Source organism: Lysinibacillus sp. RS11, from assembly GCF_042019215.1.
Lineage (GTDB): Bacteria > Bacillota > Bacilli > Bacillales_A > Planococcaceae > Lysinibacillus > Lysinibacillus xylanilyticus_A.
In genome coordinates, this window is sequence record NZ_CP168124.1 from 91023 (window position 1) to 113867 (window position 22845).

Here is a 22845-nt window from a genome sequence, read left to right on the forward strand (position 1 = left end):
CATTTCATTTATGAAAGACTATTTAGTACGAGGTTTAGGGTTTAACGGACAGGTTCGTGTTTTTGCAGCTTGTACAACAGCAACAGTAGGAGAAGCGCAACGTCGTCATAATACATGGCCGGTTGTGTCGGCAGCCCTTGGTCGTTCGATGACTGCTGCTACGATGATGGGTGCTATGTTAAAGGGTGAAGAAAAAATCACTATTAAAATTGAAGGAGACGGTCCAATTGGTCCAATGGTGATTGATAGTAACGCTAAAGGAGAAGTACGTGGCTTTGTAACGAATCCTCAGGTTCATTTTGAGTTAAACGAGCAAGGTAAGCTAGATGTACGTGCAGGTGTAGGGACAGAAGGTGCATTAACAATCGTAAAAGACCTCGGCTTAAGAGATATGTTCTCTGGACAAACACCTATCGTATCAGGTGAAATCGCTGAAGATTTTACTTACTACTTTGCTACATCAGAGCAAGTACCTTCATCAGTTGGACTAGGTGTTTTAGTAAATCCTGATAACACAATTCTCGCAGCAGGCGGCTTCATCCTTCAATTAATGCCAGGCTGTGAAGAAGAAACAATCGATGAAATCGAACAGCATCTGGCTACTATAGAGCCAGTTTCAAAAATGATTGAAAAAGGCTTTACACCAGAGCAAATTTTAGAAGCTGTATTAGGAAAGGGTCATTTACAAATTTTAGATTCCATGCCAGTAGCATTTAAATGTCAATGTTCAAAAGAGCGATTTGGTGCAGCAATTTTAGGGTTAGGGACACAGGAAATTCGAGAAATGATTAATGAAGATGGCGAAGCAGAAGCACAATGTCACTTCTGTTTAGAAACATACCATTTCTCAAAAGAAGAGCTAGAAGGTTTTATCGATGAGCTCAACGCGTAATCGAAGACCTTTAAAAACTACACCGTCCAACCAAACGCCCTTATTGCACCGCCGTTTAAAAACTAAACCTGCTTTAACAGTTATTGTAATTTTATTATTAGGAAATATTCTATGGCTTATTGCTTGGTTAATCCCAAATGAAGTTCAAGAAATTGGTAGCGATGAACAAGTCGCTGCCATTGACGGGGATATTATTACACGTCAAGAGTGGATGGTTGCCATGGAAGAACGCTATGGTAAAGAGACACTACAAAATTTAGTGAATGAATCTGTGATGGAAAATGCAGCGAAGAAATATAAAATAAAAGTTACGGATGAAGAGATTGATTTAGAGCTAGCTTTAATGCGTACTGCTCAAGATAAATTTGATACAGCCATGAAAAACCTTTCAGCGGAGCAGCTACGACAAAAAATCCGCTCACAACTTATTTTAGATAAGGTACTGACAAAAGATGTAGTTATTAAAGAAGACAGTATTGAAAAATATTATGAGGAAAATCAGGCACTGTATAATACGAAAACAAGCTATCGTACTAATTTTATCGAGGTGGACTCCAAAAAAGCTGCTGAGGAAGCGTTAAGTGAAATAAAAAGTGCCTCAGATTTTTCAGTACTAGCACGTGAAATCTCAGTAGATAGCGCGTCAGCTAGTTTAGGAGGAGATATCGGTTTCCTTACAGAAAAACAGGAAAATGTTGATCCTGCCATTTTAAAAGCCGCGGAGGCTTTAAAAGTAGGTGAAGTTAGTAAAGCATTTAAGCTTGATAACGGACATTACGGAATTGTACAAGTTCAAGAAATAGTAGAAGGACAATCCTTTACATACGACGATGTGAAAGAACATATTGAACGTGAGCTTGCGCTAGAACAATTGCCACAATCTGTTACACCAGAAGCATTTTGGTCGGAATTCAATGCAACTTGGTATTACGGAGAAGCAAAAAAAGGTAAATAACAGATTGCTCCGAAATGACATCCGCCGGAGGCTTTAGGCCAACTCGATGTTGGTCACTCAGTCGTGTGTTGCTGTCGCTTCGCTTTCGCTACAAAAAAATTTGTAACTGCCGTTTCACTTACGTTACATAAAAGAAGTTAAAGAATCTGCAAGATATCTGCTTGAAAAGTGAGCCAGGAAAACACTGCAGACGTTTAGCGTCAACAGAGTAACGGCTACTCTAGGATATTGAGCAGATTTTTTATTTAACCTAGTTTAGCTAGATGGCAATAAATATTCTGAAAATATAAGTTTTATTGATTGACAATCGAATGGAAAAGTTGATAAAATCAAAATAAGTAAAACCTATGAAAATAGTAGGGATTAGGAGTGGATGGATAAATGAGTAGATTAGCGAACTCGGTAGCTGAATTAGTCGGTAAAACACCAATTGTAAAGTTAAATCATGCAACAGGTGAAAACGAAGGTACTGTTTATGTGAAATTAGAATATTTTAACCCAGGTAGCTCAGTAAAGGACCGTTTAGCTTTAGCGATGATTGAAGCAGCTGAGAAAGACGGTACATTAAAGCCAGGTGGTACAATTATTGAGCCTACTTCTGGTAATACTGGTATTGGTCTTGCGATGATTGCTGCGGCGAAGGGTTATAATGCAATTTTAGTGATGCCAGAAACAATGAGTTTGGAGCGTCGTAACTTATTACGTGCATATGGTGCAGAACTTGTATTAACACCTGGACCAGCAGGTATGAAAGGTGCGATTGCTAAAGCGGAAGAATTAGCTGCTGAGCATGGTTACTTCTTACCACAACAATTCACAAATCCAGCTAATGCTGTTGTTCACCGTTTAACAACTGGTCCAGAGATTGTAGAAGCATTTGAAGGTTTAAAATTGGACGCATTTGTTGCTGGTGTTGGTACAGGAGGTACAATTACGGGTGCAGGTGCTGTGTTAAAAGAGAAATATCCTGATATCGAAATTATTGCTGTTGAGCCAAAAGATTCACCAGTGCTTTCTGGCGGTCAACCAGGACCTCATAAAATTCAAGGCATCGGAGCTGGGTTCGTACCTGAAGTGTTAGATACAGATGTATATTCTTCGGTATTTCCAGTAGAAAATGAGATTGCTTTCGAGGTAGCTCGTAAAGTAGCGCGTGAAGAAGGTATTTTATGTGGTATTTCATCGGGTGCAGCTATCTATGCTGCTATTGAAGCAGCAAAACGTTTAGGTAAGGGCGCAAATGTTCTAGCAATTGTACCTTCTAATGGGGAACGTTATTTATCAACACCATTATATCAATTTGAAGACTAATCTATTTATATTTGTACGTTAGGGCTCCTTTCAACAAGGAGTTCTTTTTTGTTTAACTATAAATTTTTAAATGTAAAAACCTAAAGAAATAAATTAAAGGGAGTGATTTAAAAATATTCGCTTCTAGGCAGTATTCAAGTTAAGATGGAATCACATCAAATGACTTAAAGGGGAATAGCAACTTGAAGACGATACTTACGAAAACAATAACAATGGATGCAGATTCGTTTTTTTATAGCTATAAGAAGCAAACAGAAGCAGAGCAAGCACATGTATTTTTAGAAAGTGGACGTGGAGGGAATTGTACAATAGCAGCTTGGAATCCGTTGGCTACGGCGCAGTCGGTCGAGAATGGTTTGCTTGTAAATTGGAGAAATGGTGAGAGCGAAGTTTTAAACGGTGAGCCTCTTGCTTTGCTAGAGGGATTGTTAGAGAAATATCACCTTTCATACAATGCTGAGCTTCCTGCTTTTCAAGGTGGAGCTATAGGGTTTGTTACATACGATTATGCGCGTAAAATTGAAATGCTACCTAATACTGCAGTAGATGATTTACATGTACCAGATATTTATTTTTATATCTTTGATTGCTGGGCAGTACATGATGTCAAAACAAATAAAGTAACGCTAATGAAGCTAACAGACTGTGACGTAGATTTAGAAGAATGTGCTAAGGCATGGCAAGGGGCAGCGCAAGAAGGATTGCTTTCACGCAAATTTGAAAAAACAAACGCTGTAGAAATAGTGAATGACGAAAGTGAATTGTTAGTATCATTTGCTGGAACTGACTTTGAAGACGCAGTAAGTAAAATTCAAACATATATAGCCCAGGGCGATGTGTTTCAGGTGAATTTATCAGTACGTCAATCCAAAAAATTAAATGCAACTGCAATGGATGTATATGAAGCATTACGTGCATTTAACCCGTCTCCTTATATGGCTTATATAGAAGCGCCGGATTTTGCTGTCGTTTCTGGATCACCTGAGCTTTTGGTGAAGCGTCACGGCAATGAATTGTCTACGCGACCAATTGCTGGCACACGACCAAGAGGGAAATCCGAGGCGGAGGATTTGGCATTAGCGCAGGAATTGATTGATAACGACAAGGAACGTGCCGAACATGTAATGCTTGTTGATTTAGAGCGTAATGATTTAGGACGGGTATCTACATTTGGAACGGTTGAAGTGGATGAGTTCATGGTCATTGAACGCTATTCCCATGTGATGCACATTGTTTCGAATGTACGAGGAGAAATGGCTGAGGGAAAAACGAATGCAGACGTGATCCGTGCCATGTTTCCGGGAGGTACGATAACAGGTGCTCCGAAAATCCGTACGATGGAAATTATCGAAGAGTTAGAACCTGTAAGAAGGGGATTATACACTGGCTCAATTGGCTGGCTAGGCTACACGGGTGATATGGAATTTAATATTGTTATTCGTACAGCATTTGTTAAAGATGGAGTAGCGCATATCCAGGCAGGGGCAGGCATTGTTATTGATTCTGTTCCGGAAAAAGAATACCAAGAGTCTCTAAATAAAGCGAAAGCAATGTGGCAGGCAAAGGCAATGGCAGAGGAGCGAGCAAAATGATTTTAATGATTGATAACTATGATTCATTTACGTATAACCTAGTGCAGTATTTTGGGGAATTTGGTCATGAATTAGTGGTAAAAAGAAATGATGTATTGACGTTGAAAGATATTGAGCAACTTGCACCAGATATGATTGTCATTTCTCCAGGACCATGTAGCCCAAATGAAGCAGGTGAAAGCCTGAACATTATTAAGTATTTCGCGGGAAATATTCCGATTTTAGGCGTTTGTCTTGGTCATCAAGCAATTGCTCAAGTTTTCGGAGGGAAGGTTATACGAGCTGAGCGTTTGATGCATGGTAAAACATCGCCGGTTTTACATGCTGAAATAGGTTTGCATAAGGGAATGCCAAATCCATTTGAAGCAACTCGATACCACTCCTTGATTGTTGAAAAAGAGACATTACCAGCATGTTTTGAAGTAACTGCATGGACAGAAGAAGGCGAGATTATGGGTATTCGTCATAAGGACTATCCAATTGAGGGCGTGCAATACCATCCTGAATCGATTATGACGGAGCAAGGTAAAAAGCTTCTACGTAAGTTTATAGAATTGTATGTAGAGGGAGCGAAGTAAATGCTGTGTTGGATGAACGGTGACTACGTAGCGGCGCAGGATTTGCGCATATCGCCATTCGATCATGGATTTTTATATGGTTTAGGTTTTTTCGAAACGTTTCGAACGTATAAGGGAAAGGTGTTTTGCTGGGAAGAGCATATGGGGAGGTTGCAAACAGCGCTTTCTCAATATCGTATTCATCTTCCTTATACTGAAGGTGATTTACTAAAGGTTGTTCAGCAATTAAATGAACAGGCGAATGGGCAGGATGGCTATTTCCGTTTAAATGTATCAGCTGGAGAACATAGTATCGGTTTGCAGCCGACTGAATATAGACATCCGAATGTTATTGTTTTTCGCAAAGAATTACATGATACACCTAGAGGTATGGAAAAAAACGCACAGTGGCTTGTAACACCTCGTAATACTCCTGAAAAAGGACTGCGAGTGAAATCACATCATTATGGCAATAACGTTCTTGGGCGTTTTGAAATGCCATCTTTGGCGCAACAAGAAGGCTTCTTTTTAACAGAAGATGGCTATGTTGCTGAAGGTATTACATCAAATATCTTTTGGGTGAAAAATGATATACTATATACGCCTTCTCTAGAGACTGGTATTTTACCTGGAATTATCCGAGCATGGGTAATTGAGCGAGCGCAATCTCTAGGGATGAAGGTAATGGAAGGTTTCTATACTAAAGCAGATGTGGAGCAAAGCTTAGAATGCTTTATTACCAACTCTGTACAAGAACTAGTTCCAATTCGTAAATTAGAAAACAAGAAGTTACTAGGCAATGAAGGGCCTGTTTATTCGTGTTTACATGAAGCATTTGTCAATGAAGTGGAACAAGAATAGAAGGAGCGTTAACATGCTAGAAAAATATACAACACCATTAACTATTAACGGTATCACGTTAGACTATACAGCAGAAACTTTCGTGATGGGTATTTTAAATGTCACGCCAGATTCATTTTCAGATGGAGGAAAGTACAATAGTGTTGAAACTGCTGTAGCCCAAGCGAAAAAAATGGTAGCAGAGGGTGCTAAAATTATTGATGTTGGCGGAGAATCAACACGCCCAGGTTATGAGCGTATTTCAGATGAAGATGAAATTGCGCGTATTGTACCTGTTATACAAGCGCTAGCAGCTGAAGTACCAGCGGTTATATCGGTTGATACGTATAAAGCGAACGTCGCACGAGCAGCTATTGAAGCTGGTGCACATATTATTAATGATATTTGGGGAGCAAAAGCAGATCCTGAGATCGCTCAAGTTGCTGCAGATTTAAATGTACCGATTATTTTAATGCATAATCGAGAAAACACTGATTATGGAACTGATTTTTGGGTAACGGCAAAGGCCGATTTAGAGAAGAGTATTGCTATTGCTCATAATGCAGGTATACCAGATCACCATATTATTTTGGACCCAGGAATAGGCTTTGCTAAAACAACTGCCCAAAATATTGAAATGATGCAGCATTTAGAGGACTTAGTAGCAATGGGTTATCCTGTTTTGCTAGCAACTTCCCGTAAATCAATGATTGGTCATGTTTTGAAGCTACCTGTTGAGGAGCGTGTAGAAGGTACAGGCGCAACAGTTGTTTATGGTATTGAGAAGGGATGCCATATGATTCGTGTGCATGATGTAAGGGAAATGGCGCGAGCTACTTATATGGCTGATATATTAGTAGGTAAACGTATTTATAAGGAGGAAGTGTGATGGATTATATTCATTTAAAGGATATGCAGTTTTACGGCTATCACGGTGTTTTAGCAGCGGAAACTACACTCGGTCAACGCTTTCGTGCTAATGTTTCACTTGCTGTAGATATGACAACGGCAGGGGAAACTGATGACTTAAATTATACGGTGAACTATGCAGAGGTTTATGCGTTATGTCGTGATATCGTGGAAGGTGAGCCGTTCAAGCTTATCGAAGCACTTGTATCGAAAATAGCAAATAGTATCCTAGAAACATACTCAGAAAAGGTTAAGGGTGTTCGAGTGGAGCTTATTAAACCAGACCCGCCAATACATGGCTATTATAAAGAAGTATCAGTTGAGGTAACGAGAGGTGATTACGAATGAATGATGTGTATTTATCGATCGGTACAAATATGGGAGACAGATTTGAAAACCTCCAGCTCGCTGTTAAACTTTTAATGGACAAAGCGGAAATTGATGTTGTGCACACTTCTTCAGTTTATGAAACAGCTGCTGTAGGCTACACTAACCAAGCCGATTTTTTAAATATTGCAGTTCATATTAAAACGAGTTATTCATCTTCCGAAATGCTGAAAATTTGCCAATGGGTTGAAAATGAACTAGGGCGTGTTCGTGAGTTTCGTTGGGGCCCTCGAATCATTGACCTTGACATTTTGCTTTTCAATCACGAAAATATTGAAACAGAGAGCTTAGTTGTTCCGCATCCAAGAATGTATGAACGAGCTTTTGTACTAGTACCACTGATAGAAATTGCGCCTATACCGGTTGGAAAACAGCTGCAAAAGGCACACGATATAATGCAACAGGTGGATTGTGAAAAAGAAGGCGTAACTTTATGGCAAGTATCAACAGAGCTGAAATTTATCCAGTCTGTTAATTAGATATATAGGATTAGGTAAAACCTATAGAAGGAGGAAAACAACGTTGAGTCAGACAACGGAGAAGCCGTTTCAAATTGGCGATATTGTCATGGACAACCGTGTCGTATTAGCACCAATGGCTGGAATTTGTAACTCTGCTTTCCGTTTAACTGTTAAAGAGTTCGGAGCAGGGCTAGTATATGCAGAAATGATTAGTGATAAAGGGATTGTCCAGAAGAACGAAAAAACACTAGGCATGCTTTATATCGATGAGCGTGAAAATCCACTTTCATTACAAATTTTTGGTGGTGATAAGGCAACACTAGTGGAAGCAGCCAAGTATGTAGATGAAAACACAACTGCTGATATTATCGATATTAATATGGGCTGCCCAGTTAATAAAATTATTAAATGTGAAGCGGGCGCTCGTTTACTTTTAGATCCGAATAAATTATATGAAATGGTAGCGGCTGTTGTAGATGCAGTAAAAAAACCTGTCAGCGTAAAAATGCGTATTGGTTGGGATGACGAGCATATCTTTGCTGTTGAGAACGCACAAGCCGCCGAACGTGCTGGTGCTTCAGCGGTAGCTGTTCATGGACGTACGCGTGTACAAATGTACGAAGGAAAAGCAAATTGGGATATCATTCGCCGAGTGAAGGAAAATGTGAAAATCCCTGTTCTTGGTAATGGTGATGTAGAAACTCCTCAAGATGCAAAACGTATGCTTGACACTACCGGGGTGGATGCCGTAATGATTGGACGTGCTGCTTTAGGTAATCCATGGATGATTTATCGTACAGTTCAATACCTTGAAACTGGTGAGCTAAAGGAAGAGCCAAGTGTACGTGAAAAAATTGATGTGTGCTTGCTTCACTTTGAACGCCTCATGCAATTAAAAGGAGAAGGTGTGGCGGTACGTGAAATGCGTAAACATGCTTCATGGTATTTAAAAGGTATTCGCGGTAATGGTAAAGCGCGAAAAGCGATTAACCAAACTGAAACTGCGGCAGATCTTCGTGCGCTATTAAATGGACTTGTACAAGACTATGAAGAGTGTGAATCTAAATTAATAGTACCAGAAGCAAAAGAATTAATTATTTAATATATTAAAAAGGCGTCTCGCTGTTCGTTTAGAGGCGTCGATTTTTCTGCCAACTTTAATTTTTAGAATTATTAATCATTTCTTCTTATATGGAAATTAAACCGAAACAGATGATTACAGCAATAAAATTGTGTACAATAGAAATATTATGGACGTAAACGCGGACAATTTAATAAGGAGTGAAACAAGTGTCAAACATAGAAGAATTAAATGATCAGCTTTTGGTGAGACGCCAAAAAATGACGGCTATTCGAGAAAATGGTCAAGACCCATTTGGTAGTCGTTTTGAACGTACACATTTATCAACAGAAGTACGTGAACAATTTGCAGATCAATCAAAAGAGCAGCTAGAGGAAAACCTACAAGAAGTGATTATCGCGGGTCGTATTATGACGAAGCGTGGTAAAGGAAAAGCTGGCTTTGCACATATTCAAGATCTAGCTGGCCAAATTCAAATTTACGTTCGTCAGGATCACGTTGGCGAAGAAGCGTATGAATTATTTAAACAAGCTGACCTTGGTGATATCGTAGGGATTCGTGGTAATGTTTTCCGAACACAAGTAGGAGAGCTTTCGGTAAAGGCTGAAGAGTTTACATTCCTATCAAAAGCTTTACGCCCTATGCCGGAAAAATTCCATGGCTTACAAGATGTTGAACAACGTTACCGTCAACGTTATTTAGATTTAATGACGAATGAGGATAGTAAAACTACATTCATTACACGTTCTAAAATTATTCGTGCCATTCGCAACTACTTGGATAATGCAGGTTATTTAGAAGTTGAAACACCAATGCTTCATACAATTGCGGGTGGTGCAGCGGCTCGTCCATTTATTACACACCACAATGCACTTGATATGGAATTATACATGCGTATTGCTATTGAACTGCATTTGAAACGTCTAATTGTTGGTGGACTTGAAAAAGTATATGAAATTGGTCGTGTTTTCCGGAATGAAGGGATCTCAACACGCCACAACCCTGAATTCACAATGATAGAGCTGTATGAAGCTTATGCAGACTATAAAGATATTATGTCTCTAACAGAAAACCTTATTGCCCATGTAGCTCAAGAAGTTCTTGGGACAACTACAGTTCAATACGGTGAAGATGACATTAACCTTGCTGTAGGTTGGAAACGAGTTCATATGGTAGATGCAGTAAAAGAAGCTACAGGTGTAGACTTCTGGCAACCTATGACTAAGGAACAAGCTCAAGCTCTTGCTAAAGAACATGGAGTAGAAGTTAAAGAAACACATGAGGTAGGACATATTATTAACGAGTTCTTCGAACAAAAGATTGAGGAAACTCTTGTTCAGCCTACGTTTGTTTATGGTCATCCAGTAGAAATCTCACCTCTAGCAAAGAAAAATCCAGAGGACGAGCGTTTCACTGACCGTTTTGAACTATTTATCGTTCGACGTGAGCATGCAAATGCCTTTACAGAACTAAATGATCCTATTGACCAACGTGAACGTTTTGAAGCTCAGTTAGCTGAAAAAGCAGCTGGTAACGACGAAGCGCATGAAATGGACAATGATTTCATTGAAGCATTAGAATACGGTATGCCTCCAACAGGTGGGTTAGGTATTGGTATCGACCGTTTAATCATGCTTCTTACAAATTCACCTTCAATCCGTGACGTATTATTATTCCCAACAATGCGCCACATTACTAAATAAGTGTTTTTAAAGATGAATGAATATAGGTTATACTTTTAGAGTACTATGTTTTGCAGATAAAAATAATAAATAGTAACAGAAGTTTTATTGGGGGCTTGTAATGAATTACAAAATCTTTAACAAACAAGTATTTGAACAGGCACAAGTACGTTCAGTTTCAGATGTTACGTTAACTGAAGAAGAACTTGAAAACGGTATGAAGTTAGCGGTTTCTAAAGTAGATCCGACCCTTACTTTATATTTAGTAGATATTGACGGTCAGAAAAAATTCGACGTCCGTTGGGATGATTCTTCCGAAGTTTTCAGTGGCTGGTATTCTGCGTGGGATAATTTCTCTTGGTGTCTAAGTATAGTTGAAAAACAAAATGATTAATGTAGTAGTTTCTTTAAGAAAAATGAATTGTTTCATTTGATAAGGGACAAACATGATAAGCAGGAGTCAAGGTGCAGGAGAAGCACTTTGGCTCCTGTTTTCGCTATTGAGTATTTGTTAGGGTAATGTGTAGATGACGTAGGTGCGTTCCAGATGTGTAGGAATAGCCAGCTGGTAACTTTGAGGCATTATTGAGGAAGGCTGAAGAATGAGTAGTTTAAAAAGGACTAGAGCTTAACTTCTTTCAGCAAATGTTTTTTGTACCGAAAGCGTAGCGACAGGTACAGCAGTCTCCTGCCGCTATAGATGGTGAGATGATGAATGCGGTTTTAAGTCACTTTTCGGCGTGTATCCAAACACCGGCTGAAATAGGGGGACTCAGGCTAAGAGCTTCACATCCTGTGAAAACGCCTGAGAGATCAACGTCGTGTTGCTTCGCTTTCGCACAAAAAACATCGGCAGGCCTGAGCACAAAGTCGATTCCGGACGCGATTATGCTGAGACATAATTGATTTAGCTTGTTGAGATTTATGAGAAAGAGATGTATAGTAAAACAAATAAAGTAGTAGCTAGAAGATTACAAGAGTTGTTTATTACTCGAAAAAACACAAAATAGCTTACTAACTAATTATTTTAAAAAAAAGATAATTTTATAGCAAAAAAACACTTGCGGATGTAATGAAATCGTGATAAATTATTACTTGTCGTTAAAACGACGCAAGAACAAAAACGGCTTCGAAAAAACATTTCAAAAAGATGTTGACATCGATAACCGAGAGTGATATTATATAAGAGTTGTCGCTTCTGAAAAGGAGCAAAAAACTTCTAAAAAAAGAAGTTGACAACAAAAATAAGAAATGTTATGATATAAAAGTTGCTGAAATGAAACGGCGACGAAATGAACCTTGAAAACTGAACAAGCAAAACGTAATCAATAAAGTTTTTAGTAACTAACCCAGAGTTAGTGAACGAAACAAAATTTTGGACATCAAACATGATGCCAGCAAAACAATTTGAGCTAATCAAATTTCTTTTTATGGAGAGTTTGATCCTGGCTCAGGACGAACGCTGGCGGCGTGCCTAATACATGCAAGTCGAGCGGACAGAGAAGGAGCTTGCTCCTTTGATGTTAGCGGCGGACGGGTGAGTAACACGTGGGCAACCTACCTTATAGTTTGGGATAACTCCGGGAAACCGGGGCTAATACCGAATAATCTATTTTACTTCATGGTGAAATACTGAAAGACGGTTTCGGCTGTCGCTATAAGATGGGCCCGCGGCGCATTAGCTAGTTGGTGAGGTAACGGCTCACCAAGGCGACGATGCGTAGCCGACCTGAGAGGGTGATCGGCCACACTGGGACTGAGACACGGCCCAGACTCCTACGGGAGGCAGCAGTAGGGAATCTTCCACAATGGGCGAAAGCCTGATGGAGCAACGCCGCGTGAGTGAAGAAGGTTTTCGGATCGTAAAACTCTGTTGTAAGGGAAGAACAAGTACAGTAGTAACTGGCTGTACCTTGACGGTACCTTATTAGAAAGCCACGGCTAACTACGTGCCAGCAGCCGCGGTAATACGTAGGTGGCAAGCGTTGTCCGGAATTATTGGGCGTAAAGCGCGCGCAGGCGGTCCTTTAAGTCTGATGTGAAAGCCCACGGCTCAACCGTGGAGGGTCATTGGAAACTGGGGGACTTGAGTGCAGAAGAGGAAAGTGGAATTCCAAGTGTAGCGGTGAAATGCGTAGAGATTTGGAGGAACACCAGTGGCGAAGGCGACTTTCTGGTCTGTAACTGACGCTGAGGCGCGAAAGCGTGGGGAGCAAACAGGATTAGATACCCTGGTAGTCCACGCCGTAAACGATGAGTGCTAAGTGTTAGGGGGTTTCCGCCCCTTAGTGCTGCAGCTAACGCATTAAGCACTCCGCCTGGGGAGTACGGTCGCAAGACTGAAACTCAAAGGAATTGACGGGGGCCCGCACAAGCGGTGGAGCATGTGGTTTAATTCGAAGCAACGCGAAGAACCTTACCAGGTCTTGACATCCCGTTGACCACTGTAGAGATATGGTTTTCCCTTCGGGGACAACGGTGACAGGTGGTGCATGGTTGTCGTCAGCTCGTGTCGTGAGATGTTGGGTTAAGTCCCGCAACGAGCGCAACCCTTGATCTTAGTTGCCATCATTTAGTTGGGCACTCTAAGGTGACTGCCGGTGACAAACCGGAGGAAGGTGGGGATGACGTCAAATCATCATGCCCCTTATGACCTGGGCTACACACGTGCTACAATGGACGATACAAACGGTTGCCAACTCGCGAGAGGGAGCTAATCCGATAAAGTCGTTCTCAGTTCGGATTGTAGGCTGCAACTCGCCTACATGAAGCCGGAATCGCTAGTAATCGCGGATCAGCATGCCGCGGTGAATACGTTCCCGGGCCTTGTACACACCGCCCGTCACACCACGAGAGTTTGTAACACCCGAAGTCGGTGGGGTAACCTTTTGGAGCCAGCCGCCGAAGGTGGGATAGATGATTGGGGTGAAGTCGTAACAAGGTAGCCGTATCGGAAGGTGCGGCTGGATCACCTCCTTTCTAAGGATATTTTCGGAATACAAACCTAGGGTTTGTAAGATTACGTTTTGCGTTCAGTTTTGAAGGTTCATTCTTCTGAATGAAATACTTCAAAACTTGTTCTTTGAAAACTGGATAAAACGACATTGAAATTGTAACAAACACATTTATTTTTTTAAGTTTTTTATAGGCTTAATAACTTGGTTAAGTTATTAAGGGCGCACGGCGAATGCCTTGGCACTAGGAGCCGAAGAAGGACGGCACTAACACCGATATGCTTCGGGGAGCTGTAAGTGAGCTTTGATCCGGAGATTTCCGAATGGGGGAACCCACTACGTTTAATCGCGTAGTATCTTGACGTGAATACATAGCGTCTTGAAGGCAGACCCAGGGAACTGAAACATCTAAGTACCTGGAGGAAGAGAAAGAAAAATCGATTCCCTGAGTAGCGGCGAGCGAAACGGGAAGAGCCCAAACCAAGAGGCTTGCCTCTTGGGGTTGTAGGACACTCAATACGGAGTTACAAAAGAGCGAGTTAGATGAAGCGACTTGGAAAGGTCCGCCAGAGCAGGTAAAAGCCCTGTAGTCGAAAGTTCGTTCTCTCCTGAGTGGATCCTGAGTACGGCGGAACACGTGAAATTCCGTCGGAATCCGGGAGGACCATCTCCCAAGGCTAAATACTACCTAGTGACCGATAGTGAACCAGTACCGTGAGGGAAAGGTGAAAAGCACCCCGGAAGGGGAGTGAAAGAGATCCTGAAACCGTGTGCCTACAAGTAGTTAGAGCCCGTTAATGGGTGATAGCGTGCCTTTTGTAGAATGAACCGGCGAGTTACGATTACGTGCGAGGTTAAGCTTTAGAAGGCGGAGCCGCAGCGAAAGCGAGTCTGAATAGGGCGAATTAGTACGTGGTCGTAGACCCGAAACCAGGTGATCTACCCATGTCCAGGGTGAAGGTGAGGTAACACTTACTGGAGGCCCGAACCCACGCACGTTGAAAAGTGCGGGGATGAGGTGTGGGTAGCGGAGAAATTCCAATCGAACTTGGAGATAGCTGGTTCTCTCCGAAATAGCTTTAGGGCTAGCCTCGTGATGAGAATACTGGAGGTAGAGCACTGTTTGGACTAGGGGGCCATCCCGGTTTACCGAATTCAGACAAACTCCGAATGCCAGATATTTATACACGGGAGTCAGACTGCGAGTGATAAGATCCGTAGTCAAAAGGGAAACAGCCCAGACCACCAGCTAAGGTCCCAAAGTAATCGTTAAGTGGAAAAGGATGTGGCGTTGCACAGACAACCAGGATGTTGGCTTAGAAGCAGCCATCATTTAAAGAGTGCGTAATAGCTCACTGGTCGAGTGACGCTGCGCCGAAAATGTATCGGGGCTAAACGATTCACCGAAGCTGTGGATTGACATCTACGATGTCAGTGGTAGGAGAGCGTTCTAAGTGCGTTGAAGTCAGATCGGAAGGACTGGTGGAGCGCTTAGAAGTGAGAATGCCGGTATGAGTAGCGAAAGACGGGTGAGAATCCCGTCCACCGTATGACTAAGGTTTCCTGAGGAAGGCTCGTCCGCTCAGGGTTAGTCGGGACCTAAGCCGAGGCCGATAGGCGTAGGCGATGGACAACAGGTTGATATTCCTGTACCACCTCCTCACCGTTTGAGAAATGGGGGGACGCAGTAGGATAGGGTAAGCGCGCCGTTGGTTGTGCGCGTCCAAGCAGTAAGGCGTGTGTGTAGGCAAATCCGCACACTGTAACGTTGAGCTGTGATGGCGAGTCCGTATGGACGAAGTTCCTGATTTCACACTGCCAAGAAAAGCCTCTATCGAGGTGAGAGGTGCCCGTACCGCAAACCGACACAGGTAGTCGAGGAGAGAATCCTAAGGTGTGCGAGAGAACTCTCGTTAAGGAACTCGGCAAAATGACCCCGTAACTTCGGGAGAAGGGGTGCTCTTGAGCGTGCAAGCGCATGAGAGCCGCAGTGAATAGGCCCAGGCGACTGTTTAGCAAAAACACAGGTCTCTGCAAAACCGTAAGGTGACGTATAGGGGCTGACGCCTGCCCGGTGCTGGAAGGTTAAGAGGAGTGGTTAGCGCAAGCGAAGCTGCGAATTGAAGCCCCAGTAAACGGCGGCCGTAACTATAACGGTCCTAAGGTAGCGAAATTCCTTGTCGGGTAAGTTCCGACCCGCACGAAAGGCGTAACGATCTGGGCACTGTCTCAACGAGAGACTCGGTGAAATTATAGTACCTGTGAAGATGCAGGTTACCCGCGACAGGACGGAAAGACCCCGTGGAGCTTTACTGTAGCCTGATATTGAATTTTGGTACAACTTGTACAGGATAGGTAGGAGCCAGAGATCTCGGAGCGCCAGCTTCGAAGGAGGCGTCGGTGGGATACTACCCTGGTTGTATTGAAATTCTAACCCATGCCCCTTAGCGGGGCAGGAGACAGTGTCAGGCGGACAGTTTGACTGGGGCGGTCGCCTCCTAAAAGGTAACGGAGGCGCCCAAAGGTTCCCTCAGAATGGTTGGAAATCATTCGTAGAGTGTAAAGGCACAAGGGAGCTTGACTGCGAGACCTACAAGTCGAGCAGGGTCGAAAGACGGGCTTAGTGATCCGGTGGTTCCGCATGGAAGGGCCATCGCTCAACGGATAAAAGCTACCCCGGGGATAACAGGCTTATCTCCCCCAAGAGTCCACATCGACGGGGAGGTTTGGCACCTCGATGTCGGCTCATCGCATCCTGGGGCTGTAGTCGGTCCCAAGGGTTGGGCTGTTCGCCCATTAAAGCGGTACGCGAGCTGGGTTCAGAACGTCGTGAGACAGTTCGGTCCCTATCCGTCGTGGGCGTAGGAAATTTGAGAGGAGCTGTCCTTAGTACGAGAGGACCGGGATGGACACACCGCTGGTGTACCAGTTGTCTTGCCAAAGGCATCGCTGGGTAGCTATGTGTGGACGGGATAAGTGCTGAAAGCATCTAAGCATGAAGCCCCCCTCAAGATGAGATTTCCCATTACGCAAGTAAGTAAGATCCCTCAAAGACGATGAGGTAGATAGGTTCGAGGTGGAAGTGTGGTGACACATGGAGCTGACGAATACTAATCGATCGAGGACTTAACCAAAATGTTTGAAACATTCAATGCACGTTTATCCAGTTTTGAAAGAACAAGAAAGTTTTTTAAAAAAAGCTTGCAATTATAACAAAATGTGTTATAATAAATCTTGTCTTTAAAATAGTCTAGTGATGATGGCAAAGAGGTCACACCCGTTCCCATACCGAACACGGAAGTTAAGCTCTTTAGCGCCGATGGTAGTTGGGGGCTTCCCCCTGTGAGAGTAGGACGTCGCTAGGCATTATACCCAGGAGGATTAGCTCAGCTGGGAGAGCACCTGCCTTACAAGCAGGGGGTCGGCGGTTCGAGCCCGTCATCCTCCACCATTTGCCGGTGTAGCTCAGTTGGTAGAGCAACTGACTTGTAATCAGTAGGTCGTGGGTTCGACTCCTATCGCCGGCACCATAGTTTTGAGCCATTAGCTCAGTTGGTAGAGCATCTGACTTTTAATCAGAGGGTCGAAGGTTCGAGTCCTTCATGGCTCACCATTTAATTGCCAACAAAATATGCGGGTGTGGCGGAATTGGCAGACGCACTAGACTTAGGATCTAGCGCCGCAAGGCGTGGGGGTTCGACTCCCTTCACCCGCACCATTTTTAGAATTTCATAATTGCCAGGATAAATAAATCTTATGCACATGCGGAAGTAGTTCAGTGGTAGAACACCACCTTGCCAAGGTGGGGGTCGCGAGTTCGAACCTCGTCTTCCGCTCCAAATGTGCCGGGGTGGCGGAACTGGCAGACGCACAGGACTTAAAATCCTGCGGTAGGTGACTACCGTGCCGGTTCGATTCCGGCCCTCGGCACCATTTTATTTTTATAATTAGCGCCCGTAGCTCAATTGGATAGAGCGTCTGACTACGGATCAGAAGGTTGTGGGTTCGACTCCTGCCGGGCGCGCCAATAAAACAAACGGAATGTAGCTCAGCTTGGTAGAGCACTTGGTTTGGGACCAAGGGGTCGTAGGTTCGAATCCTGTCATTCCGACCATTTTTTCTTAAATTTTGGGGCCTTAGCTCAGCTGGGAGAGCGCCTGCCTTGCACGCAGGAGGTCAGCGGTTCGATCCCGCTAGGCTCCACCAATTAAAATAAATGAACCTTGAAAACTGAACAAGCAAAACGTAATCAATAAAGTTTTTAGTAGCTAACCTTGAGTTAGTGAACGAAACAAAATTTTGGACATCAAACATGATGCCAGCAAAACAATTTGAGCTAATCAAATTTCTTTTTATGGAGAGTTTGATCCTGGCTCAGGACGAACGCTGGCGGCGTGCCTAATACATGCAAGTCGAGCGGACAGAGAAGGAGCTTGCTCCTTTGATGTTAGCGGCGGACGGGTGAGTAACACGTGGGCAACCTACCTTATAGTTTGGGATAACTCCGGGAAACCGGGGCTAATACCGAATAATCTATTTTACTTCATGGTGAAATACTGAAAGACGGTTTCGGCTGTCGCTATAAGATGGGCCCGCGGCGCATTAGCTAGTTGGTGAGGTAACGGCTCACCAAGGCGACGATGCGTAGCCGACCTGAGAGGGTGATCGGCCACACTGGGACTGAGACACGGCCCAGACTCCTACGGGAGGCAGCAGTAGGGAATCTTCCACAATGGGCGAAAGCCTGATGGAGCAACGCCGCGTGAGTGAAGAAGGTTTTCGGATCGTAAAACTCTGTTGTAAGGGAAGAACAAGTACAGTAGTAACTGGCTGTACCTTGACGGTACCTTATTAGAAAGCCACGGCTAACTACGTGCCAGCAGCCGCGGTAATACGTAGGTGGCAAGCGTTGTCCGGAATTATTGGGCGTAAAGCGCGCGCAGGCGGTCCTTTAAGTCTGATGTGAAAGCCCACGGCTCAACCGTGGAGGGTCATTGGAAACTGGGGGACTTGAGTGCAGAAGAGGAAAGTGGAATTCCAAGTGTAGCGGTGAAATGCGTAGAGATTTGGAGGAACACCAGTGGCGAAGGCGACTTTCTGGTCTGTAACTGACGCTGAGGCGCGAAAGCGTGGGGAGCAAACAGGATTAGATACCCTGGTAGTCCACGCCGTAAACGATGAGTGCTAAGTGTTAGGGGGTTTCCGCCCCTTAGTGCTGCAGCTAACGCATTAAGCACTCCGCCTGGGGAGTACGGTCGCAAGACTGAAACTCAAAGGAATTGACGGGGGCCCGCACAAGCGGTGGAGCATGTGGTTTAATTCGAAGCAACGCGAAGAACCTTACCAGGTCTTGACATCCCGTTGACCACTGTAGAGATATGGTTTTCCCTTCGGGGACAACGGTGACAGGTGGTGCATGGTTGTCGTCAGCTCGTGTCGTGAGATGTTGGGTTAAGTCCCGCAACGAGCGCAACCCTTGATCTTAGTTGCCATCATTTAGTTGGGCACTCTAAGGTGACTGCCGGTGACAAACCGGAGGAAGGTGGGGATGACGTCAAATCATCATGCCCCTTATGACCTGGGCTACACACGTGCTACAATGGACGATACAAACGGTTGCCAACTCGCGAGAGGGAGCTAATCCGATAAAGTCGTTCTCAGTTCGGATTGTAGGCTGCAACTCGCCTACATGAAGCCGGAATCGCTAGTAATCGCGGATCAGCATGCCGCGGTGAATACGTTCCCGGGCCTTGTACACACCGCCCGTCACACCACGAGAGTTTGTAACACCCGAAGTCGGTGGGGTAACCTTTTGGAGCCAGCCGCCGAAGGTGGGATAGATGATTGGGGTGAAGTCGTAACAAGGTAGCCGTATCGGAAGGTGCGGCTGGATCACCTCCTTTCTAAGGATATTTTCGGAATACAAACCTAGGGTTTGTAAGATTACGTTTTGCGTTCAGTTTTGAAGGTTTATGAAAAAAATAAAACTTCTAAGAGGGCCTATAGCTCAGCTGGTTAGAGCGCACGCCTGATAAGCGTGAGGTCGATGGTTCGAGTCCATTTAGGCCCACCATATATACCTCTTGGGGCCTTAGCTCAGCTGGGAGAGCGCCTGCCTTGCACGCAGGAGGTCAGCGGTTCGATCCCGCTAGGCTCCACCATTTTTTTGTTCTTTGAAAACTGGATAAAACGACATTGAAATTGTAACAAACACATTTATTTTTTTAAGTTTTTTATAGGCTTAATAACTTGGTTAAGTTATTAAGGGCGCACGGCGAATGCCTTGGCACTAGGAGCCGAAGAAGGACGGCACTAACACCGATATGCTTCGGGGAGCTGTAAGTGAGCTTTGATCCGGAGATTTCCGAATGGGGGAACCCACTACGTTTAATCGCGTAGTATCTTGACGTGAATACATAGCGTCTTGAAGGCAGACCCAGGGAACTGAAACATCTAAGTACCTGGAGGAAGAGAAAGAAAAATCGATTCCCTGAGTAGCGGCGAGCGAAACGGGAAGAGCCCAAACCAAGAGGCTTGCCTCTTGGGGTTGTAGGACACTCAATACGGAGTTACAAAAGAGCGAGTTAGATGAAGCGACTTGGAAAGGTCCGCCAGAGCAGGTAAAAGCCCTGTAGTCGAAAGTTCGTTCTCTCCTGAGTGGATCCTGAGTACGGCGGAACACGTGAAATTCCGTCGGAATCCGGGAGGACCATCTCCCAAGGCTAAATACTACCTAGTGACCGATAGTGAACCAGTACCGTGAGGGAAAGGTGAAAAGCACCCCGGAAGGGGAGTGAAAGAGATCCTGAAACCGTGTGCCTACAAGTAGTTAGAGCCCGTTAATGGGTGATAGCGTGCCTTTTGTAGAATGAACCGGCGAGTTACGATTACGTGCGAGGTTAAGCTTTAGAAGGCGGAGCCGCAGCGAAAGCGAGTCTGAATAGGGCGAATTAGTACGTGGTCGTAGACCCGAAACCAGGTGATCTACCCATGTCCAGGGTGAAGGTGAGGTAACACTTACTGGAGGCCCGAACCCACGCACGTTGAAAAGTGCGGGGATGAGGTGTGGGTAGCGGAGAAATTCCAATCGAACTTGGAGATAGCTGGTTCTCTCCGAAATAGCTTTAGGGCTAGCCTCGTGATGAGAATACTGGAGGTAGAGCACTGTTTGGACTAGGGGGCCATCCCGGTTTACCGAATTCAGACAAACTCCGAATGCCAGATATTTATACACGGGAGTCAGACTGCGAGTGATAAGATCCGTAGTCAAAAGGGAAACAGCCCAGACCACCAGCTAAGGTCCCAAAGTAATCGTTAAGTGGAAAAGGATGTGGCGTTGCACAGACAACCAGGATGTTGGCTTAGAAGCAGCCATCATTTAAAGAGTGCGTAATAGCTCACTGGTCGAGTGACGCTGCGCCGAAAATGTATCGGGGCTAAACGATTCACCGAAGCTGTGGATTGACATCTACGATGTCAGTGGTAGGAGAGCGTTCTAAGTGCGTTGAAGTCAGATCGGAAGGACTGGTGGAGCGCTTAGAAGTGAGAATGCCGGTATGAGTAGCGAAAGACGGGTGAGAATCCCGTCCACCGTATGACTAAGGTTTCCTGAGGAAGGCTCGTCCGCTCAGGGTTAGTCGGGACCTAAGCCGAGGCCGATAGGCGTAGGCGATGGACAACAGGTTGATATTCCTGTACCACCTCCTCACCGTTTGAGAAATGGGGGGACGCAGTAGGATAGGGTAAGCGCGCCGTTGGTTGTGCGCGTCCAAGCAGTAAGGCGTGTGTGTAGGCAAATCCGCACACTGTAACGTTGAGCTGTGATGGCGAGTCCGTATGGACGAAGTTCCTGATTTCACACTGCCAAGAAAAGCCTCTATCGAGGTGAGAGGTGCCCGTACCGCAAACCGACACAGGTAGTCGAGGAGAGAATCCTAAGGTGTGCGAGAGAACTCTCGTTAAGGAACTCGGCAAAATGACCCCGTAACTTCGGGAGAAGGGGTGCTCTTGAGCGTGCAAGCGCATGAGAGCCGCAGTGAATAGGCCCAGGCGACTGTTTAGCAAAAACACAGGTCTCTGCAAAACCGTAAGGTGACGTATAGGGGCTGACGCCTGCCCGGTGCTGGAAGGTTAAGAGGAGTGGTTAGCGCAAGCGAAGCTGCGAATTGAAGCCCCAGTAAACGGCGGCCGTAACTATAACGGTCCTAAGGTAGCGAAATTCCTTGTCGGGTAAGTTCCGACCCGCACGAAAGGCGTAACGATCTGGGCACTGTCTCAACGAGAGACTCGGTGAAATTATAGTACCTGTGAAGATGCAGGTTACCCGCGACAGGACGGAAAGACCCCGTGGAGCTTTACTGTAGCCTGATATTGAATTTTGGTACAACTTGTACAGGATAGGTAGGAGCCAGAGATCTCGGAGCGCCAGCTTCGAAGGAGGCGTCGGTGGGATACTACCCTGGTTGTATTGAAATTCTAACCCATGCCCCTTAGCGGGGCAGGAGACAGTGTCAGGCGGACAGTTTGACTGGGGCGGTCGCCTCCTAAAAGGTAACGGAGGCGCCCAAAGGTTCCCTCAGAATGGTTGGAAATCATTCGTAGAGTGTAAAGGCACAAGGGAGCTTGACTGCGAGACCTACAAGTCGAGCAGGGTCGAAAGACGGGCTTAGTGATCCGGTGGTTCCGCATGGAAGGGCCATCGCTCAACGGATAAAAGCTACCCCGGGGATAACAGGCTTATCTCCCCCAAGAGTCCACATCGACGGGGAGGTTTGGCACCTCGATGTCGGCTCATCGCATCCTGGGGCTGTAGTCGGTCCCAAGGGTTGGGCTGTTCGCCCATTAAAGCGGTACGCGAGCTGGGTTCAGAACGTCGTGAGACAGTTCGGTCCCTATCCGTCGTGGGCGTAGGAAATTTGAGAGGAGCTGTCCTTAGTACGAGAGGACCGGGATGGACACACCGCTGGTGTACCAGTTGTCTTGCCAAAGGCATCGCTGGGTAGCTATGTGTGGACGGGATAAGTGCTGAAAGCATCTAAGCATGAAGCCCCCCTCAAGATGAGATTTCCCATTACGCAAGTAAGTAAGATCCCTCAAAGACGATGAGGTAGATAGGTTCGAGGTGGAAGTGTGGTGACACATGGAGCTGACGAATACTAATCGATCGAGGACTTAACCAAAATGTTTGAAACATTCAATGCACGTTTATCCAGTTTTGAAAGAAC

Annotated in this window: 12 protein-coding genes, 11 tRNA genes and 5 rRNA genes; all 28 read left to right on the forward strand. The window is 44.8% G+C overall.

The window, feature by feature from the left end; translation table 11 throughout:
* The first annotated feature begins 10 nt into the window (after positions 1 to 10).
* The 28 genes from hslO (at position 11) to AB9L17_RS00685 (ending at position 22800) form a co-directional block, all read left to right on the forward strand.
* Complete coding sequence (gene hslO, locus AB9L17_RS00550; RefSeq protein WP_068986605.1) at positions 11 to 892, forward strand: Hsp33 family molecular chaperone HslO; 882 nt, start codon at positions 11 to 13, stop codon at positions 890 to 892.
* Positions 876 to 1847 (forward strand): peptidyl-prolyl cis-trans isomerase, encoded by a 972-nt coding sequence (locus AB9L17_RS00555; protein ID WP_068986606.1) that lies wholly within the window; start codon positions 876 to 878, stop codon positions 1845 to 1847. Before hslO ends, AB9L17_RS00555 begins: the two co-directional genes overlap by 17 nt.
* A 381-nt stretch (positions 1848 to 2228) precedes the next feature.
* On the forward strand, positions 2229 to 3158 hold the full coding sequence (cysK, locus tag AB9L17_RS00560; RefSeq protein ID WP_068986607.1) for a cysteine synthase A: 930 nt from the start codon (positions 2229 to 2231) through the stop codon (positions 3156 to 3158).
* A gap of 182 nt (positions 3159 to 3340) precedes the next feature.
* On the forward strand, positions 3341 to 4750 hold the full coding sequence (locus AB9L17_RS00565; protein ID WP_375199919.1) for an anthranilate synthase component I family protein: 1410 nt from the start codon (positions 3341 to 3343) through the stop codon (positions 4748 to 4750).
* Complete coding sequence (gene pabA / locus AB9L17_RS00570) at positions 4747 to 5328, forward strand: aminodeoxychorismate/anthranilate synthase component II (RefSeq protein ID WP_068986609.1); 582 nt, start codon at positions 4747 to 4749, stop codon at positions 5326 to 5328. Before AB9L17_RS00565 ends, pabA begins: the two co-directional genes overlap by 4 nt.
* Complete coding sequence (gene pabC, locus AB9L17_RS00575; protein ID WP_068986610.1) at positions 5329 to 6168, forward strand: aminodeoxychorismate lyase; 840 nt, start codon at positions 5329 to 5331, stop codon at positions 6166 to 6168.
* A gap of 13 nt (positions 6169 to 6181) precedes the next feature.
* Positions 6182 to 7036, forward strand: coding sequence for a dihydropteroate synthase (gene folP, locus AB9L17_RS00580; RefSeq protein ID WP_068986611.1), 855 nt, complete (start codon positions 6182 to 6184; stop codon positions 7034 to 7036).
* Positions 7036 to 7404 carry a dihydroneopterin aldolase gene (gene folB, locus AB9L17_RS00585; protein ID WP_068986612.1) on the forward strand — a complete coding sequence of 123 codons (369 nt, stop codon included), beginning with the start codon at positions 7036 to 7038 and terminating at the stop codon, positions 7402 to 7404. The genes folP and folB overlap by 1 nt, the downstream gene beginning before the upstream one ends.
* Complete coding sequence (gene folK / locus AB9L17_RS00590) at positions 7401 to 7922, forward strand: 2-amino-4-hydroxy-6-hydroxymethyldihydropteridine diphosphokinase (RefSeq protein WP_068986613.1); 522 nt, start codon at positions 7401 to 7403, stop codon at positions 7920 to 7922. Before folB ends, folK begins: the two co-directional genes overlap by 4 nt.
* Positions 7923 to 7965: 43 nt before the next feature.
* Positions 7966 to 9006, forward strand: a complete 1041-nt coding sequence (gene dusB, locus AB9L17_RS00595; RefSeq protein WP_068986614.1) for a tRNA dihydrouridine synthase DusB — start codon at positions 7966 to 7968, stop codon at positions 9004 to 9006.
* A 179-nt stretch (positions 9007 to 9185) separates the two neighbouring features.
* A complete protein-coding gene (gene lysS, locus AB9L17_RS00600) occupies positions 9186 to 10688 on the forward strand; it encodes a lysine--tRNA ligase (RefSeq protein WP_223556261.1) in 1503 nt (500 codons plus the stop codon).
* A gap of 100 nt (positions 10689 to 10788) precedes the next feature.
* Positions 10789 to 11061: a hypothetical protein gene (locus tag AB9L17_RS00605; RefSeq protein ID WP_068986616.1), complete on the forward strand. Its 273-nt coding sequence runs from the start codon at positions 10789 to 10791 to the stop codon at positions 11059 to 11061.
* A 1033-nt stretch (positions 11062 to 12094) separates the two neighbouring features.
* Positions 12095 to 13646 (forward strand): 16S ribosomal RNA (locus AB9L17_RS00610).
* 181 nt (positions 13647 to 13827) lie between these two features.
* Positions 13828 to 16755: ribosomal RNA gene (locus tag AB9L17_RS00615) — 23S ribosomal RNA — on the forward strand.
* 115 nt (positions 16756 to 16870) lie between these two features.
* Positions 16871 to 16986, forward strand: a 5S ribosomal RNA gene (rrf, locus tag AB9L17_RS00620).
* Positions 16987 to 16996: 10 nt separating this feature from the next.
* Positions 16997 to 17072 (forward strand) — tRNA-Val (locus tag AB9L17_RS00625).
* 3 nt (positions 17073 to 17075) lie between these two features.
* A tRNA-Thr gene (locus AB9L17_RS00630) sits at positions 17076 to 17151 on the forward strand.
* A gap of 7 nt (positions 17152 to 17158) precedes the next feature.
* Positions 17159 to 17234: transfer RNA gene (locus AB9L17_RS00635), tRNA-Lys, on the forward strand.
* Between the two features lie 20 nt (positions 17235 to 17254).
* Positions 17255 to 17339: transfer RNA gene (locus tag AB9L17_RS00640), tRNA-Leu, on the forward strand.
* A 46-nt stretch (positions 17340 to 17385) separates the two neighbouring features.
* Positions 17386 to 17460 (forward strand) — tRNA-Gly (locus AB9L17_RS00645).
* A gap of 5 nt (positions 17461 to 17465) precedes the next feature.
* Positions 17466 to 17554, forward strand: a tRNA-Leu gene (locus AB9L17_RS00650).
* A gap of 17 nt (positions 17555 to 17571) precedes the next feature.
* Positions 17572 to 17648, forward strand: a tRNA-Arg gene (locus AB9L17_RS00655).
* A 10-nt stretch (positions 17649 to 17658) separates the two neighbouring features.
* Positions 17659 to 17735, forward strand: a tRNA-Pro gene (locus AB9L17_RS00660).
* A 16-nt stretch (positions 17736 to 17751) separates the two neighbouring features.
* Positions 17752 to 17827: transfer RNA gene (locus tag AB9L17_RS00665), tRNA-Ala, on the forward strand.
* Between the two features lie 145 nt (positions 17828 to 17972).
* A 16S ribosomal RNA gene (locus AB9L17_RS00670) occupies positions 17973 to 19524 on the forward strand.
* 93 nt (positions 19525 to 19617) lie between these two features.
* A tRNA-Ile gene (locus tag AB9L17_RS00675) sits at positions 19618 to 19694 on the forward strand.
* Between the two features lie 12 nt (positions 19695 to 19706).
* Positions 19707 to 19782: transfer RNA gene (locus AB9L17_RS00680), tRNA-Ala, on the forward strand.
* A gap of 90 nt (positions 19783 to 19872) precedes the next feature.
* A 23S ribosomal RNA gene (locus tag AB9L17_RS00685) occupies positions 19873 to 22800 on the forward strand.
* Together the 16S, 23S and 5S rRNA genes with 11 tRNA genes alongside form the textbook arrangement of a ribosomal RNA operon.
* Positions 22801 to 22845 lie beyond the last annotated feature (45 nt).

Excerpts from the sequence above, each read along its gene's own strand:
- folK (WP_068986613.1), top strand. The coding sequence starts at position 7,401 with ATGAATGATGTGTATTTATCGATCGGTACAAATATGGGAGACAGATTT.
- AB9L17_RS00555 (WP_068986606.1), top strand. The coding sequence starts at position 876 with ATGAGCTCAACGCGTAATCGAAGACCTTTAAAAACTACACCGTCCAAC.
- hslO (WP_068986605.1), top strand. The coding sequence starts at position 11 with ATGAAAGACTATTTAGTACGAGGTTTAGGGTTTAACGGACAGGTTCGT.
- AB9L17_RS00605 (WP_068986616.1), top strand. The coding sequence starts at position 10,789 with ATGAATTACAAAATCTTTAACAAACAAGTATTTGAACAGGCACAAGTA.
- pabC (WP_068986610.1), top strand. The coding sequence starts at position 5,329 with ATGCTGTGTTGGATGAACGGTGACTACGTAGCGGCGCAGGATTTGCGC.
- folB (WP_068986612.1), top strand. The coding sequence starts at position 7,036 with ATGGATTATATTCATTTAAAGGATATGCAGTTTTACGGCTATCACGGT.
- pabA (WP_068986609.1), top strand. The coding sequence starts at position 4,747 with ATGATTTTAATGATTGATAACTATGATTCATTTACGTATAACCTAGTG.
- cysK (WP_068986607.1), top strand. The coding sequence starts at position 2,229 with ATGAGTAGATTAGCGAACTCGGTAGCTGAATTAGTCGGTAAAACACCA.
- folP (WP_068986611.1), top strand. The coding sequence starts at position 6,182 with ATGCTAGAAAAATATACAACACCATTAACTATTAACGGTATCACGTTA.